The 16,625-nt window shown below is 48.6% G+C and carries 13 protein-coding genes; 11 read left to right on the forward strand and 2 right to left on the reverse strand.

Annotated elements, in window-relative coordinates; translation table 11 throughout:
* Positions 1-6: 6 nt before the first annotated feature.
* The 7 genes from dgoD to ASG81_RS24170 all read left to right on the forward strand — a co-directional run bounded on the left by dgoD (position 7) and on the right by ASG81_RS24170 (position 10,195).
* Positions 7-1,158 carry a galactonate dehydratase gene (gene dgoD / locus ASG81_RS24140; protein ID WP_056640387.1) on the forward strand — a complete coding sequence of 384 codons (1,152 nt, stop codon included), beginning with the start codon at positions 7-9 and terminating at the stop codon, positions 1,156-1,158.
* Positions 1,159-1,405: 247 nt separating this feature from the next.
* On the forward strand, positions 1,406-2,344 hold the full coding sequence (locus ASG81_RS24145; RefSeq protein ID WP_056640389.1) for a carbohydrate ABC transporter permease: 939 nt from the start codon (positions 1,406-1,408) through the stop codon (positions 2,342-2,344).
* Positions 2,345-2,365: 21 nt separating this feature from the next.
* Positions 2,366-3,208: a carbohydrate ABC transporter permease gene (locus ASG81_RS24150; protein ID WP_056640392.1), complete on the forward strand. Its 843-nt coding sequence runs from the start codon at positions 2,366-2,368 to the stop codon at positions 3,206-3,208.
* 136 nt (positions 3,209-3,344) lie between these two features.
* Positions 3,345-4,736: an ABC transporter substrate-binding protein gene (locus ASG81_RS24155; RefSeq protein WP_056640394.1), complete on the forward strand. Its 1,392-nt coding sequence runs from the start codon at positions 3,345-3,347 to the stop codon at positions 4,734-4,736.
* A 70-nt stretch (positions 4,737-4,806) separates the two neighbouring features.
* Positions 4,807-6,639, forward strand: coding sequence for a cache domain-containing sensor histidine kinase (locus tag ASG81_RS24160; RefSeq protein WP_056640396.1), 1,833 nt, complete (start codon positions 4,807-4,809; stop codon positions 6,637-6,639).
* Positions 6,632-8,233, forward strand: coding sequence for a response regulator transcription factor (locus ASG81_RS24165; protein WP_056640398.1), 1,602 nt, complete (start codon positions 6,632-6,634; stop codon positions 8,231-8,233). Before ASG81_RS24160 ends, ASG81_RS24165 begins: the two co-directional genes overlap by 8 nt.
* Positions 8,234-8,353: 120 nt before the next feature.
* Complete coding sequence (locus ASG81_RS24170; RefSeq protein ID WP_056640659.1) at positions 8,354-10,195, forward strand: DUF2264 domain-containing protein; 1,842 nt, start codon at positions 8,354-8,356, stop codon at positions 10,193-10,195.
* A gap of 164 nt (positions 10,196-10,359) precedes the next feature.
* Here the strand turns inward: ASG81_RS24170 and ASG81_RS34185 are convergent, their stop codons facing one another.
* Both ASG81_RS34185 and ASG81_RS34190 read right to left on the reverse strand, forming a co-directional pair.
* Positions 10,360-10,536 (reverse strand): DUF2179 domain-containing protein, encoded by a 177-nt coding sequence (locus tag ASG81_RS34185; protein ID WP_442952959.1) that lies wholly within the window; start codon positions 10,534-10,536, stop codon positions 10,360-10,362.
* The gene (locus ASG81_RS34190) at positions 10,496-10,975 is read right to left on the reverse strand and encodes a YitT family protein (RefSeq protein ID WP_081417557.1); all 480 of its coding nucleotides are present in this window, start codon (positions 10,973-10,975) and stop codon (positions 10,496-10,498) included. Before ASG81_RS34190 ends, ASG81_RS34185 begins: the two co-directional genes overlap by 41 nt.
* 444 nt (positions 10,976-11,419) lie before the next feature.
* On the opposite strand from ASG81_RS34190, the gene ASG81_RS24180 reads away from it, so the two are divergent.
* The 4 genes from ASG81_RS24180 to ASG81_RS24195 all read left to right on the forward strand — a co-directional run bounded on the left by ASG81_RS24180 (position 11,420) and on the right by ASG81_RS24195 (position 16,549).
* A complete protein-coding gene (locus ASG81_RS24180) occupies positions 11,420-12,490 on the forward strand; it encodes a bifunctional 3-deoxy-7-phosphoheptulonate synthase/chorismate mutase (RefSeq protein WP_056640404.1) in 1,071 nt (356 codons plus the stop codon).
* A gap of 508 nt (positions 12,491-12,998) precedes the next feature.
* Positions 12,999-13,961 (forward strand): ABC transporter permease, encoded by a 963-nt coding sequence (locus tag ASG81_RS24185; protein ID WP_056640407.1) that lies wholly within the window; start codon positions 12,999-13,001, stop codon positions 13,959-13,961.
* An 18-nt stretch (positions 13,962-13,979) separates the two neighbouring features.
* Entirely contained in the window at positions 13,980-14,888 is a 909-nt protein-coding gene (locus ASG81_RS24190; protein WP_056640409.1) for a carbohydrate ABC transporter permease, read from the forward strand.
* Between the two features lie 41 nt (positions 14,889-14,929).
* Entirely contained in the window at positions 14,930-16,549 is a 1,620-nt protein-coding gene (locus ASG81_RS24195; RefSeq protein ID WP_056640412.1) for an extracellular solute-binding protein, read from the forward strand.
* Positions 16,550-16,625: the final 76 nt, after the last annotated feature.

The raw sequence follows: 16,625 nt of genomic DNA on the forward strand, positions 1-16,625 counted from the left end.
GTAAATTTGAAAATTACAAAGTTTGAGACTTTTATCGTACCACCCCGGTGGCTGTTCTTGAAAATTGAAACGGATGAAGGAATAGTTGGATGGGGAGAGCCCGTAATTGAAGGCAAAGCTCATACGGTACAAGCGGCTGTAGATGAGCTCATGGATCTGTTAATCGGGAAAGATCCGCTTCGCATTGAAGATCATTGGCAAGTGATGTACCGTGGCGGGTTCTACCGTGGCGGATCAATACTGATGAGTGCTATAGCCGGGATCGATCAGGCGTTGTGGGATATTAAAGGAAAATATTTCGATGCCCCAATCTATCAGTTGCTTGGCGGGGCATGCCGGGATTCGATGCGTGTGTATTCCTGGATCGGCGGGGATCGACCGAGTGACGTTGGACAAGCGGCATTGGAGAAGCAACAGGCTGGCTTTACAGCGATTAAGATGAACGCTACGGAAGAGATGCAATATATTGATAGCTATCAAAAGGTGGATCAGGTCGTGGAAAGGCTAGCAGCGATCCGTGCTGCCACTGGTCCAGACTTTGGCATCGGTGTAGATTTTCACGGCCGTATTCATAAACCAATGGCGAAGGTGCTTGCCAAAGCATTAGATCCTTACAGACTGATGTTTATCGAAGAACCCGTGCTTCCGGAAAATAACGAGGCACTCCGAGATATTGCCAATCATACAAGCACGCCGATTGCGACGGGTGAAAGAATGTTCTCACGCTGGGATTTCAAATCATTACTGGAAGATGGCTATGTGGATATTATTCAACCAGATTTATCGCATGCAGGCGGCATTACAGAGTGTAAGAAAATCTTCGCGATGGCGGAGGCTTATGATGTTGCAATAGCCCCTCATTGCCCTCTAGGCCCTATTGCACTTGCTGCCTGTCTGCAAGTTGACGCAACAGCTCACAATGCGGTAATTCAGGAACAGAGCCTCGGGATTCATTATAACCAAGGAAATGATCTGCTGGATTATGTAACGGACCCTGGCGTATTCTCCTACGAGGATGGGTATGTGAAGATTCCGCAGGGCCCGGGACTTGGTATTACAGTTAATGAGGAGTACGTCCGTAGAATGGCGTCGGAATCCTCGCACCGGTGGAGAAATCCGATTTGGAGACATAAGGACGGATCGGTGGCCGAATGGTAGAGCAGAAGAGCCGCATCATTTGAATATTAGAGGCTTCTCACGAGATCACCAACTCGTGAGAAGCCTCTTTTTATGTTCCTGACGACATGTTCGTATATATTGCCTTTTTTAGCAGCGATACCCGAAAAGTAGTCAATTTGCATCGTGAAGAAGTAAAAATAACGTCACATAAGACATCCCCGTTTTCACTATAATAAGGACAGCTCCACTAGTTATTATTTAATCTAATGAATTTGAGGTGCTTATCATGGAGACTTCATCACGTGCGGCAGTAAACCGCAGCTTGGATAAGCAAAGAAGAGTACGCTCGCTGCAAAGCGGGGAGACATTGTCAGGCTGGCTGTTCGTCAGCCCGATGCTTATCGGCGTATTTATTCTGGTGCTGCTCCCGATTCTGGCTACGATCGTGCTAAGCTTTGCGGATTGGAATTTCGTGCAGGGCTGGAACGGTATCGACTGGGTCGGATTTGGGAATTTCGAGAAGCTGCTGCATGATTCGCAATTTTTGCGGTCGGTGCGCAACAATTTTCTGTTTCTGTTATCGGTCCCCATTTATATGATCATTTCAATGGTACTGGCAGTCATTATTGACCGTCACGTATATTTGAAAGGTTACTTCAAAGTAGCGTATTTTATGCCTTATATCTCTAGCATAGTAGCCGTTGCAGTCGTATGGCAGGTACTGTTCCAGCCCTCCTACGGACCGATTAATCAGTTTTTGAAAACAATCGGCATCACCAATCCGCCAATGTGGATCGCCGATCCGCATTACGCGCTGATTTCGATCATGATGATCGTCGTCTGGACTTCAATCGGCTTCAATATGATCATTTATATTGCCGGTCTGCAAGCAATTCCAAAGGACCTGTACGAAGCGGCAGATATTGACGGAGCGAATGGTTGGACCAAATTTGCGAGAATCACGTTCCCGCTGCTCTCGCCGACGTCCTTCTTCCTGCTTGTAACGGGTATTATCTCGACGTTCAAGGTGTTTGACATCATTGCGGTCATGACGCAGGGCGGACCGATCGGCTCTACCTCGCTTATGGTATGGTACTTATACGACACGGCATTCGTCAATCTAAAAGTCGGCTATGCTTCATCCATTGCAGCCGTGCTCTTCCTGTTTGTCTTACTGATTACATTCGGGCAATGGGCGGCACAGAAGCGATGGGTAAACTACTAATTATGAAAGGAGCGGCACATTATGTCGACAACTAAAGAAGGCTTCAGCTGGCGAAAGGGCATACTAACGGTGATCATGCTTGGAGTCAGCGTTCTCTTCCTGCTTCCTTTCATCTGGATGCTGGTCACCTCCTTTAAGGTGGAGAAAGATGTATTTGTTTATCCGATTCAGTGGATTCCGAGACAGTGGAATGCGATCCAAAACTATAAAGACGTATGGGTTGGCGACTATCCGTTCTGGAAATATTATCTCAATTCCGTTAAGGTTGGACTGACCACTACGGTAATATCGTCTATCGTCTCGGCGCTTGCAGCTTACGGCTTTTCAAAAATTCAATTCAAAGGCAGCAATTATTTGTTTCTCATCGTTCTTGCTACGTATATGGTACCGAGCCAAGCCATTCTTATTCCGCAATTTATTTTGTATCGCCAAATTGGATTGTTTGACAGCCTCTGGGGTCTGATTTTGCTAGGCAGCTTTAGTGTACTCGGCACGTTCATGCTCCGGCAATTTTTCATGGGCGTACACCATGAATTCATTGAATCGGCCAAAATGGACGGTGCGAACCATTTCCGGATTTTCTGGAGCATCGGCCTGCCGCTCGTCAAGCCTGCTGTTGCGACGTATGCGATTTTGCGTTTCATTTGGACGTGGAACGACTATCAAGGCCCGCTCATTTTCCTCCGGAGCGACCATTTGTTCACGATACCGCTGGCGATGCAGAAGTTCACCTCGCTGAGCGGCGAATTTTACTCGCTGATCATGGCGGCCGCGGTCTCGGCGATCCTGCCTCTGCTGATCGTGTTCATCATCGGACAGAAGAGCGTCATCGAAGGTATCGCGCTTGGCGGCGTCAAAGGATAAGGATGCAGCGGCAAAGAAGTCGATTTCGTTTCAAAAAAGTAAAAATTGTTTCATCCTAACGGATTTATTGCTCTCTATAATGTAAACTATCAAGTCCGAAACATACTAAGGGAATGAAACGGGAGGGTCAACAGAAATGAAAAAGAAATGGATATCCGGTATGGCGGCTATGGTCCTGCTGACGGGTCTATTGGCGGGCTGCGGAAATGCTAACGATTCGAACGCAAAAGGCAATGCGAACCCGACTGCAAGCGGAAACGCGAACAGCAGCGCGGAGACGGTTAACCTGCGGCTGTATACGTACGGCACGGAGGAAGCGTACAACTGGAAAGCGACACTTGACGCCTACCATCAGGCCAATCCGAACGTTACCGTAGAGCTCGTACAGCTCAGCGAAAAGGGTGACACGCAGGAAGCGACGAAGAAGCTGGACCTCGCCGCTGCATCCTCTGAGCAAATCGACGTGCTGATGTTCAGTGACGCAGCTGCCTATTCGCAGCGGGTTGCCCTTGGAATGGCGGCACCGCTCGACGAATATATCGCCAAAGACGGCTATAAGGTCGAAGAGGATTATAAGGTCGACACACATTTGAACGAAAAAGTGTATGCGCTGCCAGGCAAGTTCAACCCTTGGTACGTACTGCTTAATAAAGAACATCTGGACGAGGCGGGACTGGCGGTTCCGACGGACTGGACATGGGACGAGTACGCGGATTACGCGAAAAAGCTTACGAAGGGCGAAGGAGCGACCAAGCGTTACGGCACCTACTTCCATGGACCGCAAAACGGCGGTTGGATGGAATTCCTGAAGCTGAAGCTGGAGAACCAGCCGCAAAACTCTGAATTCCTGAAGGCGGACGGAACGTCTAACTTGGACGATCCAAACTTCAAAGCGACGCTCGAGCTTCGCGTACGTATGGAGAAAGAGGATAAATCCTCGGTGCCTTACTCAGACATGATTTCGCAAAAGCTGGCTTACCGCAATCAGTTTTTCAATCAATCCGTCAGCATGCTGACAATAGGTTCTTGGATGAATACGGAGATAGGCGGAACGGATAAGGTGCCGTTAACGTTCCATGTCGCCGTCGCGCCATTCCCGAAAAACAACCCGGGCGACGAAACAGGCTTGACGCCGGTAACGACTGACTATGTGGCCGTATCGGAGAACTCCAAGCACAAGGACGAAGCCTACAAATTCGTACGCTGGTATACAACGGAAGGTCAAGTTGTGCAAGGCAAGAACATCCCGGCTTGGAACGGCGTGAAGAGCGAGCAGGTAACGAGCATCATCGATACGATTCTTAGCGGTACCAAAAATCCGGAGCTCGTAGATAAAACAACGCTCGTCAATACGCTGGTCAATTCCAAAGCGTCTCAAATTATCGCTCCGGCTTCGTATCAAGCCGAAGTTTATAAAGCAATCAACGAAGAATACGAGAAGCTCATTCTTGGCAATCAAGATATCGACGCGACCGTAGCGAACGCCCAAAAACGCGTGAATGAAATTATTTCCGCTAACAAAAAATAATAAGGTATAATCATGGCCTATAGGGGACGGAAAATGCGTCCCCCTTTTTTCTATTATAGGGGGACTAGAAATGTATCGTCGTTTGCTTCGCTCATCCAATTTCCGTTCGGTTCGCGCCAAACTATCAGCAGCATCCATATTTTGCATATTGGTACCGGCCGTTCTGACTATGCTGATCTATAATTCGTTGACCCGGGAAGCCGTCGAGCAGCAAGCAATGGCGAATGCAACCGACGCAATGAAGCAAGTGAACGGCTCCGTCAACAACCTGCTTCAAGGCATGCTCAACCTCTCGAATTATATTCAAGTAAATACGGACATGATCGCTTATTTCAAACAAATCGTGAACGGGCAGCCGATTGACAATTACAGTCAATTTATGGCGACTAACCGCATTATGCAGCAGCTCGAGTCGTTGACTTATATCGGAGAGAAAAGCTATATCACCATCATATTGACGAACGGCACGACGTTTACCAATTATTCGAAAGACGAATTCGATCCGCTGCTCTTCCTGAAGGAACCCTGGTTCAAAAATCTTCAGGAGCTGGCCGGTCTGCAGTCGTATTGGATAGAGACGACTCCTACCGTATTTCCCTATGACAAAGTCGATAGTCCTTATCAAATTTCGGTGGCGCGCACGCTGAGATTCGACAGCTCCAAGATTTACGGTTACGTTATCGTCACGATGATGGAAAGCAAAGTGAGCCGAATATTCGACGGCCTGACCGGCAGTCAAGACGTGAAGCTCGTTGACGGAACCGGCCGGATTATCTCTTCTCCGCATAAGGATCAAATCAATCAGCCGTTCCTTTATAGCCGGCAGGTGCTTGAGAATGGGATGAATACCAGGTCAGAGATCGTTGAGGACGGCGATAAGAAAATATTGCTTACGACGGCGAACCTTTCGTTCAATGACTGGAATCTGGTGACAACGCAGCCGTATCAGGATGCCATTGTGAACATTAGCTCCATCTTTAATCGCGTGTTCTTGTTTCAGATCATTTCCTTTTGTATCTTTCTCCTGTTGCTGCTTATGCTGATGAGAACGTTCACCAAGCCGCTCATTCGTTTGGGGAAGGTAGCCGCAAGCGTTCAGCGGGGAAATCTGGAGGTGCGCTCCGGCGTGCGCGGAGGGGATGAAATCGGGCGATTAGGCTTCTTGTTCGACCAGATGCTTGATCGAATCAAGGATATGCTCGCCGAGGTTTCGCGGACGCAGGCCCGCAAGCGCAAGGCGGAGCTCGCCATGCTGCAAGCGCAGATTAATCCGCATTTTCTGTTCAACGTTCTCAATTCGATTCGTATGAAGGTCATGCGCGGCGGAGATCAGGACAGCGCAAAGATGATCGCCTCTTTATCGAAGCTGCTGCGTATGACGATCAGCCGCGAAGAAGATGCGATAACGCTTCATGAGGAAATCGAGCTCCTTACGCATTACGTGGAATTAATGAATCTTAGGCAGAAGGAAGAGGTGCGGCTGATCATCGACGTGGCCGTTTCGGCTTTTCATGTGGAAGTGCCGCGATTCATTCTTCAACCGCTCGTGGAGAACGCGTTGATTCATGGCTTAAACCGGAGCGCGGGCATGATTCGGATCGCAACAGACATGACGGAAAATAAGCGGTTCATGGAATTGTCGGTAGAAGATGACGGCAACGGGATGGAGCCGGATGAGCTTGAACGGTTAAGAGGGCGCTTGTCGACGGCTGCGTTCGATACTGCGTCTGAGAAGGATCATGCGTCATCTGGAGTATCCGGCATCGGAGTGGCCAATGTCGCCGAGCGCATGCGGATCATGTTCGGGGATGCATTCCGCATGACAATCGACAGCGAACCGGGAAAAGGGACCCGGTTTTCTATGCAAATTCCTATTCGAGAAGAGAGTGGTTCCCATGTATAAAGTAATGCTCGTTGATGATGACTATCCGGTTCTTGAGCTGCTGTCCGAGGTGGTCGATTGGGAAGCCCGCGGCCTTGTGCTGTGCGGCAAGCACGAGAACGGGGCGCTTGCATGGGAGCATGCGCAGGATGAGCCTCCCGATATTCTTGTAACCGATATCGGAATGCCCAAGATGGACGGGCTTGAGCTTGCTTCCCGAATGAAGGGGCTGAACCCTTCGGTCCGGATCGCGATATTGTCATGCCACAGCGAGTTTCAATATGTCCAGCAGGCCATGCGTCTGAATGTAGAGGATTATTTGCTGAAGGATCAGCTTAATCCGGATGACTTGATCCTGCTGCTCGACAAGTTTAAGGCCGGCCTCGACGGGGAGCGGCAGATGCGCCAAGAGCAGATTCAGATGAAGCATCTGGTGAATGAAACACGCGGGCTGCGCAAGGAAAAGACGTTTCGCAATTTCATCCAGCAGCCGCTCATTTCCCCGGGGCAATGGCAGCGGGAAATCGGCTCTTATGGTTTGCTGGGCGCGGGAGAGCATTGTCTGCCCGTCATTGGTTATATCGAGAATTACGGCGTCATTAAGAACCGTTTCGACTCCGATCAGACGCTGCATTTTGCGCTTAGCAACGTCATGGAGGAAATATGCGGAACGTTTCCGCTTCATACCGTCCACATCGGGTACAGCAATCGCCAATCCCTGCTGATGTTCGGGTACAAGCCGGGAATCAAAACGAATGTTCATGACCAGGTCAATGATAGCTTGCGCAGCATTCAGCATACGCTGGCCAAGGTGCTGAAGATCCGTATGGCGTTCCTGACCGGCCTTGGCTGCGGGAGTCTGGAGTCGCTTAAGCAAATGTTGAGCGGCTTGACCTCATCGGAGGAACAACGTTTTTATTTATCCGAAGGAGAAATCGCCAAGTGGCGGCCGGATGTCACGCAGTCAAAGGGGCTGTTCGAGTTCTATGATCAAGCGGGCGCGGAGATCAGGGAAGCGCTTATCGCGAAGGACGAGGCGAAAATAGTGGCGATCGCCGGCCGGTGGGAGGCGCTCATTCGCGAGGCCCGGTATCCCTCTGAGGAAGTAAGGGATTGGGTGTTAAAGCTGCTGATCGATTTGAGGCTTAAGCTGCATGCGCTGCTGTATACGTCATCCACGTCTTCGGCAGAGTCGCTTCATAAAGAAATCGTTCACTTCGATTCGCAGCGGGGCTTGTTTCAATGGCTTAAAGCGCATTTGCAATCTTACGTCGCCGTAAGGGAAGAGGGTACTCCCATGAGCAAGCGGCGCGAGGTGACGGAAGCCTACAAATTCGTATCCTTGAATATCGGAAGGCGGATAACGCTGGAAGAAGTGTCGGCGCAGCTGCATATGAACCCTAGCTATTTCAGCCGTTTCTTCAAGAAAGAAACCGGTCAGACGTTCATCGAATACGTCACATGCAAGAAGATCGAACGCGCCAAGGAGCTGCTCGACCAGACGAACCATTCCGTCAATGAAATATGCGAGATGCTGGGCTATGATAATCAAAGCTATTTCATTAAAACCTTTAAGACGCAGGTAGGGGCTACGCCGACCGAATACCGCGGATAGCAGGGCGCCTCGGACCGGTACTTAAAACGATATAGAGGATTACAAAATGAATAGATTGGTGGAATCAAGAAGATGACTGTACATTTTTCCGGTCCGGTTCAAACGGGGCATCGGCATCCCATGGGAATCGCACATGCAATCGCATCGAATCCGCTCCGCAGCAAAGCTGATTTGGAGCTGGCCTTTCATCAGCTGGCGAAGCCGCTGATCCCCTATTATTCAAGCGGCGGCGCACGTCTCGCGCTTGGCGTTACCGGAGCGGGCTATGCGCCCGAGGTTGCGCAAATGGAAGGATTCTCGCGCGTGATGTGGGGAGTGGTTCCGCTTATAGCGGGAGGCAGCATCGACGAAGAGCTGCTGCAGCTATGCTTAAAAGGGATTGCGAACGGGACGGATCCAGGGCATGAGGAGTACTGGGGGAAGGCAGCCGACTACGATCAGCGGCTTGTGGAAATGGCGGCACTGGGTTTTGCCTTGTCCATTGTCCCGGAGCGGATTTGGTTGCCGCTTAGCCCTAAAGCACGGCAGAACTTTTATAATTGGCTGAGCCAAATCAACGAGCATCCCGTGTACGACTGCAACTGGCTGTTCTTTCATGTATTGGTCAACACGGGATTTAATAAGCTTGGACTTCCTTTCGACAAGGAGCAAATGGAAAAGAATTTGCAGCGAATCGAACAGTTCTACTTGGAGGAGGGCTGGTATGCGGACGGGGCCGGCGGACACAGCGACTACTACGTGCCGTTCGCTATTCAATATTACGGTCTTTTGTATGCCAAGCTGATGAGCGAAGAGGATCCGGAGCGGGCAGCCCGGTTCAAAAAACGTGCCGGCCAATTCGCTGAGCAGTTTATCAGCTGGTTCGCCGAAGACGGCAGCGCCATTCCTTACGGCCGAAGCCTTACGTACCGCTTCTCCCAGGGCGCATTTTGGGGAGCGTTAGCTTTTGCAGATGTAGAGCCCTTCTCCCCGGGTGTGCTTAAGGGATTGTTTTTGCGGCATCTTCGCTGGTGGTTTAAGCAGCCGATCTTCACAAACGACGGCGTCATGACGATCGGCTATACGTATCCTAACCTAATCATGGCGGAAAACTATAATGCGCCGGGCTCGGTGTATTGGGCGATGAAGGCGTTTTTGCCGCTCGCTCTGCAGGAAGACCATCCTTTCTGGGCGGCAGAGGAACTGCCGCTGCCGGAACTGCCAGGCCTGTCGGTTCAGAAAGCCCCCCACATGGTGATATGCCGGCAGCCCGAATCGGGACATATCGCGGCATTTAATTCCGGGCATTTGACAACGAATGAACATACGCATACATCGGCCAAATACGAAAAGTTCGTCTATTCCGCATCGTTCGGATTCAGCGTGCCGCGGGCGGAGTGGGGACTCTCGCAAGGAGCATTCGATTCGATGCTCGCCCTGAGCGAGGGCGACAATCTTTACCGGGTAAGGCGGCGTAACGAGGAGACCTCGATCAGCGGGGATTTGCTAGCAGCAAGATGGAAGCCTTGGCAGGACGTGGAGGTTACTACGTATATTTTGGCAGGCTTGCCTTGGCATCTTCGGATTCACCGTATAGAGACGGCCAGGGAACTTGAAGCGGCCGAAGGCGGATTCGCGCTGCCGCTTGATCAATCGCTTACGGTGATCGAGCAAGAGGGAGCGGTCGCTGCCCGGAGCGGATTCGGCGTTTGCGGCATTGCCGGTATTATGGGCTATGGACAGGCGGAGCTGCTTCGCGTTCAGTCCAATACCAATTTGATGCATGCAAGAACGGCCATTCCGACGCTGCGGGCGCAGCTGAAGCCGGGTGTGCATGTGCTCGTGTCCGCCGTTTATGGGGAGCCGGGAGCTTGCGAGAGCTTCTCGATTCAGGATTGGCAGAAGAAGTTTAAGATTACCGTTGAAGCGGACTGCCTGCGCCTGACGGGGCTGCCTGGTAACGAATTAATCGTTGAAATATAAGCGGCATTATAGCAATCATATTGTGAGACAACTAAGAAAACGTTCTATTTAAGCATTAATAAGAACCTATAGAATCTCCCGAAATTGTAGAATTTTAAAAAATGAATGCTGCTGTTATTCGACAGCATTATTTGCGTTATTGTTGAACTATCATGTCGCGTTAATTAGGATTTTGGATTTTGGGAAGTTACCAATTCAGAAAATCCTTGTCCAAATACCTCGGTAGCATCACAGACAATAATAAAAGAATGAGGGTCAATTTCTTGTATTATTGATTTTAGTTTATTTACTTTTAACGGATTAAGTACAGTCATTATAATTATTCTTTGTATATCCTCCAGACCCCGTTATTTTAGTCACTCCTCTATCTAATTGATGTAGAATGGATGTACTAATTCTATTCTCATATTCTAAGGAGGATATTATGTACGCTACCTTAGAACCCTTATTTTTGACTAGAATAAATTCCATTGTCATTCTGGTCACAAATGCCCCAACCAGTGCATACAATACTTTTTCTGGTGAAAAAACGAATCCTCCAGCAATCATAACTGTTACATCCATAATTATAATCGACGTGCTATGTTTGATAGTCCTTTTTTTATTCAGAATTTGAGCAATTAATGTAAAACCACCCGTATTCCCTGCTGCACGAAAGACTACAGCTAAGCCAATCCCTGTACCTAAACCGCTATAGATTGCCGCCAGTAGCGCATCATATGTAAGTGGAGGTAAATCTTTTGTTAAATAGACGAAAATAGGCAGATCAAGCGCTACGATACCGAATGGTGCTCTCGTTCTTTATTAGTTCAGAAGTTTTAAAGTAGTTTTAAGTTTGAATGCTGCAACGCAATAAAGCAAATATGCGTTAAACGATATGCTTGCAAGAAAAATTTCTAACTATACACTCAAACAAAATCAAATGCGATGATGGAGAGAGTATGCGGATTGAGATTCTTAACAGGGACGGTGTGCCGACCGACTGAGAGCACCCGAATGGATCTGTTCGCCGAAGTTCACTCCGGAGCCGGTTGCTGAACGAAGCCGAGTTTCTGAGCTCGATAGGCATACCCGTATTTCTCTGCGTTAAAGAGACGAAAGTGAAAAATGGCGTCATGCCGTCTAGGCATGCTTCATTTCTAATAAGGGTGGTACCACGGCTCCTCGTCCCTTGCGGAAAGGAGTCTTTTTGTTGTTCAAATACGATAACAAGGAGCGGTTTCAATGAAAACACATAGCTTAGAGCAATTAAGAAACAAACTGAACATCATCAATCATAACCTTTTGGAGCTTTTGTCCGATCGGGCCCGGATCGTCCAAGAAATCGGAGATGTAAAGGAAAAGCAAGGCACGCCTAAATTCGATCCTGTTCGTGAGAAGGAAATGCTGGCCAAACTAGTTGCCGCAAATAAGGGCCCGTTCGACGATAAAACCATCCAATATCTATTTAAGCAAATTTTTCAAGCATCTCTGAATCTTCAGGAATCGGAGCATAAGAAACATTTACTGGTTAGCCGCAAAAAGCAGAAGGAAGATACTATTGTCCACATAGGCGACGTAGCTGTAGGAGGACCAAAGCCGTTAATGATCGCAGGCCCATGCTCGGTCGAAAGCTATGAGCAGGTCCGGCTCGTGGCTAAGGCGTTAAAGGAAGCTGGCATTCCCGTTATGCGCGGAGGCGCGTTCAAACCAAGGACATCGCCGTATGATTTCCAGGGACTCGGATTCGAAGGCCTGAAAATATTGAAGGAGGCAGCGGACGAATTTGGCCTGAAGACGATTAGCGAAATCGTAGACCCAAGACATATTGAGCTTGCTTCTGAATATATAGACGTTATTCAGATCGGAGCTCGCAATATGCAAAATTTTGAATTGCTAAAAGCGGCAGGCGAGGCTCAGATTCCAATCCTCCTGAAGCGAGGACTGGCAGCCACGATTGATGAGTTTTTGCATGCGGCAGAATATATCGTTTCCCGTGGCAACACCCAGGTTATGCTGATCGAGCGTGGAATCCGCACTTATGAGAAGGCGACACGTAACACACTAGATATCTCTGCGGTGCCAATTCTTAAGCAGGAAAGTCATTTACCTGTCCTCGTGGATGTAACCCATTCTACAGGGCGAAAAGACATACTTGCTCCTTGTGCAAAAGCGGCTCTCGCAGCTGGTGCTGATGGTATAATGGTAGAGGTACATCCAGATCCTGCTACGGCTTTATCCGATGCTGCACAGCAGCTTAACATTGATGAATTTAATCTTTTCTATGCCAGCGTTAAGGAATCTGGATTGCTGTAGACCGATATAGGAAAAAGTTGTTGCTTAATCTTGTTTCTCTGCTTAATTCTCATCGAACTCATCTATAATGATCTGGAAGCTCCCTGATCTGGCCGCTTGACCGGCAGACATGACAGGGAGCTTTATTTTTTTGCGATGCTTCATTTTTATGTTTTAGTCACATGTAAATAATGAAATCGCATACATGTTATTCTTGACTAACCCATTTTCACCTATGCTGAAGGCTTGTCTTCCCGCTCTAAAGCGATTGGTATTATTTGCGGAGGGCGATAAACGGGGATTTTTAGGACAAAAATGACACATAAATCCTATTGTCAGAATAATCGGAGTAGTTTGTTTTCAAGCGTTTTCTCATTAGAGTATACGCTTTCATGCGTGACTGAAAATGACATATTTACGGATTTTCCGTTTGTCGGCTATCGTTGTATTTGTAAGCGGCAGCCAAACAAATCCTATCGCAGAATACGAAGCTAAATCAACAATAACGAAACCGTGAAGGGGTGATGCTATGCAGGAGGCTAAAGGTATTGTAACGGGCAGCTTGCTTCCGGAACCGGATACGGCGAAGAGCAGAGTGTGGAGAAGAGTTGTTCAGAATTGGGAGCTTTATCTATTCATTGCACCCGCATTTTTCTACTTTCTTATCTTTTCTTACGGTCCGATGTACGGCATTCAAATTGCGTTTAAAAACTTCATACCTACAAAAGGGATTTTCGGAAGCCCTTGGGTTGGGGTCGATCATTTTGTCCGTTTCTTTAATTCCTATTACTTTTGGGACTTATTATGGAACACATTTAGTATTAGCCTGTATGAACTCGCCATCGGGTTTCCGATTCCGATTATTCTGGCACTGGCATTCAATGAGTTGAAGGGCGGCTTCTTTAAAAGGATGGCCCAGACCGTCACTTATGCGCCGCATTTTATTTCTGTTGTCGTTATGGCGGGGATGATCATTACGTTCTTGTCGCCTTCGACGGGGATTGTCACACACTTTATTGAATGGCTCGGCTTTGACTCGCCTGATTTCCTGACGGACCCTCAATGGTTCAAGACAATGTATGTGTTCTCGGGTGTCTGGCAAAGCGCAGGCTGGGGTACGATTATTTATTTAGCAGCGCTTTCCGGGGTAGATCCGGGTTTGCATGAAGCGGCGATTATTGATGGAGCTTCACGTTTCCAGCGTGTTCGTCACATTAACATCCCCACGCTTATCCCAACGATGACCATTCTATTGATTTTGAATATGGGAAGTCTGCTTGGGGTAGGATTTGAGAAAATACTATTGCTGCAAAACTCGTTAAACATGGAATCATCGGATGTCATTTCGACTTTCGTGTATCGTTCGGGGCTTGTGGATGCCCAGTACAGCTTCTCGACGGCGATCGGCTTGTTCAATTCCGTCATTAATGCGATTGTGTTAGTTGTTGTAAATCAGATCGTCCGGCGTACCAATGAAAACAGCTTGTGGTAGGAAAAGGAGGTGTGACCGATGACTTCAACCGTAAAAGAAACCGGACGGGATAAGTTATTTCTTATGTGCAACTATATTTATGTATTCCTTGCCTTTATTATTGTAGCTTATCCTGTCATTTATATGATTAGCGCTTCCATTAGCGATCCGAAGTTAGTCGGTTCCGGTGAAATGTGGCTGTGGCCGAAAGGCATTACGTTTGAAGGCTATCAGCGGGTGTTCCAGAACGCGAGTATTTGGACGGGATACGGCAACACCATTCTCTATACGGTGGTAGGAACAGCGGTCAATTTATTTGTTACGCTGCCTGCGGCCTATGCGCTAAGCCGTAAAGATTTTGTAGGACGCAACTTTTTTATGGGCATGTTCATGGTCACCATGTTTTTCGGCGGCGGCCTTGTGCCAAGCTATTTGCTCGTCAAAGAGTTAGGGATGATCGACTCGATGTGGGCGATTGTGATCCCTTCAGCCGCATCGATCTGGAACATCATTGTATCCCGCACGTTCTTTCAATCTTCGATTCCGAAAGAGCTGCAAGAGGCTGCGCAGATTGACGGGTGCACGAATATGCGGCTGTTCATCAAAATCATTTTGCCGTTATCGATGCCGATTATTGCGGTTATGGCTTTGTTCTACGGGGTGGGCAACTGGAACAGCTACTTCTCGGCACTCATCTATTTGAACGATGCCGCGAAGTACCCTCTGCAGCTTGTCCTGCGTCAAATTCTTGTCCTGCAGGAGATGTCGGCCCAGGGCGGGGCCGCAATGGATGCTTCAACGGCGTCGGCCCTCAACAACAAGGCAGAAATCGCCGCGCTGGTCAAATACGCCGTTATTATCGTAGCGACTGCGCCGATTATCGCCATTTATCCGTTCCTTCAGCGTTACTTTGTGCAAGGTGTCATGATTGGTTCCGTTAAGGGCTGATCTTGCTCATAAATGATATTAAAAAGGGAGAGGGTTTTTGGATGAAAAAGCTTCATAAAGCATCATCGCTTCTGCTCAGTCTCACGCTGCTCATCTCAGTAGTAACGGCATGCGGCTCACCGAACGATGAAGGTAAGACGAATGGCAGCAATGCCAATGCCGCATCCGGGACGTCGACATCCAATGAGTCTAAAGGGGTCAGCAAAGAAGGGTATCCGATTGTCAGCGAGCCGCTTACGCTCAAGATGATGTCACAGGATGTCGGCGTTGCCGATTGGAACAAAATGCCTGTCCTGCAAGAGATGGAAAAATTAACGGGCATTAAGCTTCAATTCCAGAACGCCCCGCTCGACAGCTTTGCAACGAAGAAAAATCTTGTATTCGCCAGCGGAGATTTGCCGGATATGTTCTATGCAGCAGATCTGAAACCGGCAGAACAAGTTACTTACGGTTCTCAAGGCGTTCTTATTCCTCTTGAAAAATACATTGATGAAGGCTATGCGCCGAATATCAAGAAAATTTTTGACGATCATCCGGATATCCGCAAGTCGTTCACAACGCCGGACGGTCACATTTATGCGCTGCCGAACGTCGATTTGGCGGCAGTATGGTACCGCGGACCGATGTGGTATAACGGCAAGTTTTTGAAATCGCTCGGGGCGGCAGAGCCTAAGACGACAGAAGAACTGTACGCTTATCTGAAGCGCGTTAAGGATGAAGATGCGAACGGTAACGGGAAGAAGGATGAAATTCCGCTTACCTCCGTTAAACTGGATGATTTGCGGATGTACTTCCTTGGCTTCTGGGGCATTTACGATGAGGTCATCTATGCCGATAAGGAAGGCAAAGTGCATTACACGCCTCAAGAAGAGGGATACAAAGGATATTTGACATTCCTGAACCGTCTCTGGAAAGACGAGCTGCTTGACCATGAGACATTCTCGCAAACGGACGAACAGAAGAAGGCGAAAGGGAAAAACAATCAAATCGCTGTGTTCAATGACTATTTCCCTTACTTTACGCTAGGCGGCGAACCAAGCGGAGACAATCCGTTGATGACGCCTGTGAAGAGTGAAATTGCCGGCTCCCCGGTCTATGGCAAGCATCCCGGCATTTCTGCAAACGGCACTTTCGCCATCACGAGCAGCAACCCGTCTCCGGAAGCTACGATGCGTTGGGTAGATTACCTGTACAGCTATGAAGGGGCTACTTTGTTCAATCAAGGTCCGGAGAATCTGCTTTGGAAATATAAAAACAAAGAAACGCACGAGAAAGAATGGCTTCCCGTTCCGGGCGGCGGCGACCGCGAAGAATACCGCGGAACGATCACGCCGAACTACGGCATCCTGACGCCGGGCATGAACTCAAGCGAGCTTGCCGTAGGACTTCGCAGCGATTTCGACTTATGGATCGATAAGCAAAACGCAGAAAAGCTGACGCCGATCGGCAAAGCTCCGTTCCCTAACGTTTACTTGACAAATGAAGAGCAAACGGAGGCTTCTGCTTTGTTGTCCGATCTGAACACGTACGTGCAGCAGATGGAAGCGAAGTTCGTAACCGGTCAGGAATCGCTTTCCAATTGGGACAAGTACCTGGATCAAATTAAAAAAATGGGCGGCGACCGTATCGCTGAGCTTTATCAAAGCGCATACGACAGATAAAACACAGAAGAATAGACCAGTCCATGCATGAAGCAAGAAGCGAGAAAAACCCGGTCATGCGTAAGCGTGACCGGGT

It is taken from the genome of Paenibacillus sp. Soil522 (assembly GCF_001428245.1).
In the GTDB taxonomy this organism is placed as follows: domain Bacteria; phylum Bacillota; class Bacilli; order Paenibacillales; family Paenibacillaceae; genus Pristimantibacillus.

Coding starts and splice junctions, on each gene's coding strand:
- ASG81_RS24145 (WP_056640389.1), top strand. CDS start 1,406: ATGGAGACTTCATCACGTGCGGCAGTAAACCGCAGCTTGGATAAGCAA.
- ASG81_RS24185 (WP_056640407.1), top strand. CDS start 12,999: ATGCAGGAGGCTAAAGGTATTGTAACGGGCAGCTTGCTTCCGGAACCG.
- ASG81_RS24195 (WP_056640412.1), top strand. CDS start 14,930: ATGAAAAAGCTTCATAAAGCATCATCGCTTCTGCTCAGTCTCACGCTG.
- ASG81_RS24165 (WP_056640398.1), top strand. CDS start 6,632: ATGTATAAAGTAATGCTCGTTGATGATGACTATCCGGTTCTTGAGCTG.
- ASG81_RS24190 (WP_056640409.1), top strand. CDS start 13,980: ATGACTTCAACCGTAAAAGAAACCGGACGGGATAAGTTATTTCTTATG.
- ASG81_RS24180 (WP_056640404.1), top strand. CDS start 11,420: ATGAAAACACATAGCTTAGAGCAATTAAGAAACAAACTGAACATCATC.
- ASG81_RS24155 (WP_056640394.1), top strand. CDS start 3,345: ATGAAAAAGAAATGGATATCCGGTATGGCGGCTATGGTCCTGCTGACG.
- ASG81_RS24170 (WP_056640659.1), top strand. CDS start 8,354: ATGGGAATCGCACATGCAATCGCATCGAATCCGCTCCGCAGCAAAGCT.
- ASG81_RS24160 (WP_056640396.1), top strand. CDS start 4,807: ATGTATCGTCGTTTGCTTCGCTCATCCAATTTCCGTTCGGTTCGCGCC.
- ASG81_RS24150 (WP_056640392.1), top strand. CDS start 2,366: ATGTCGACAACTAAAGAAGGCTTCAGCTGGCGAAAGGGCATACTAACG.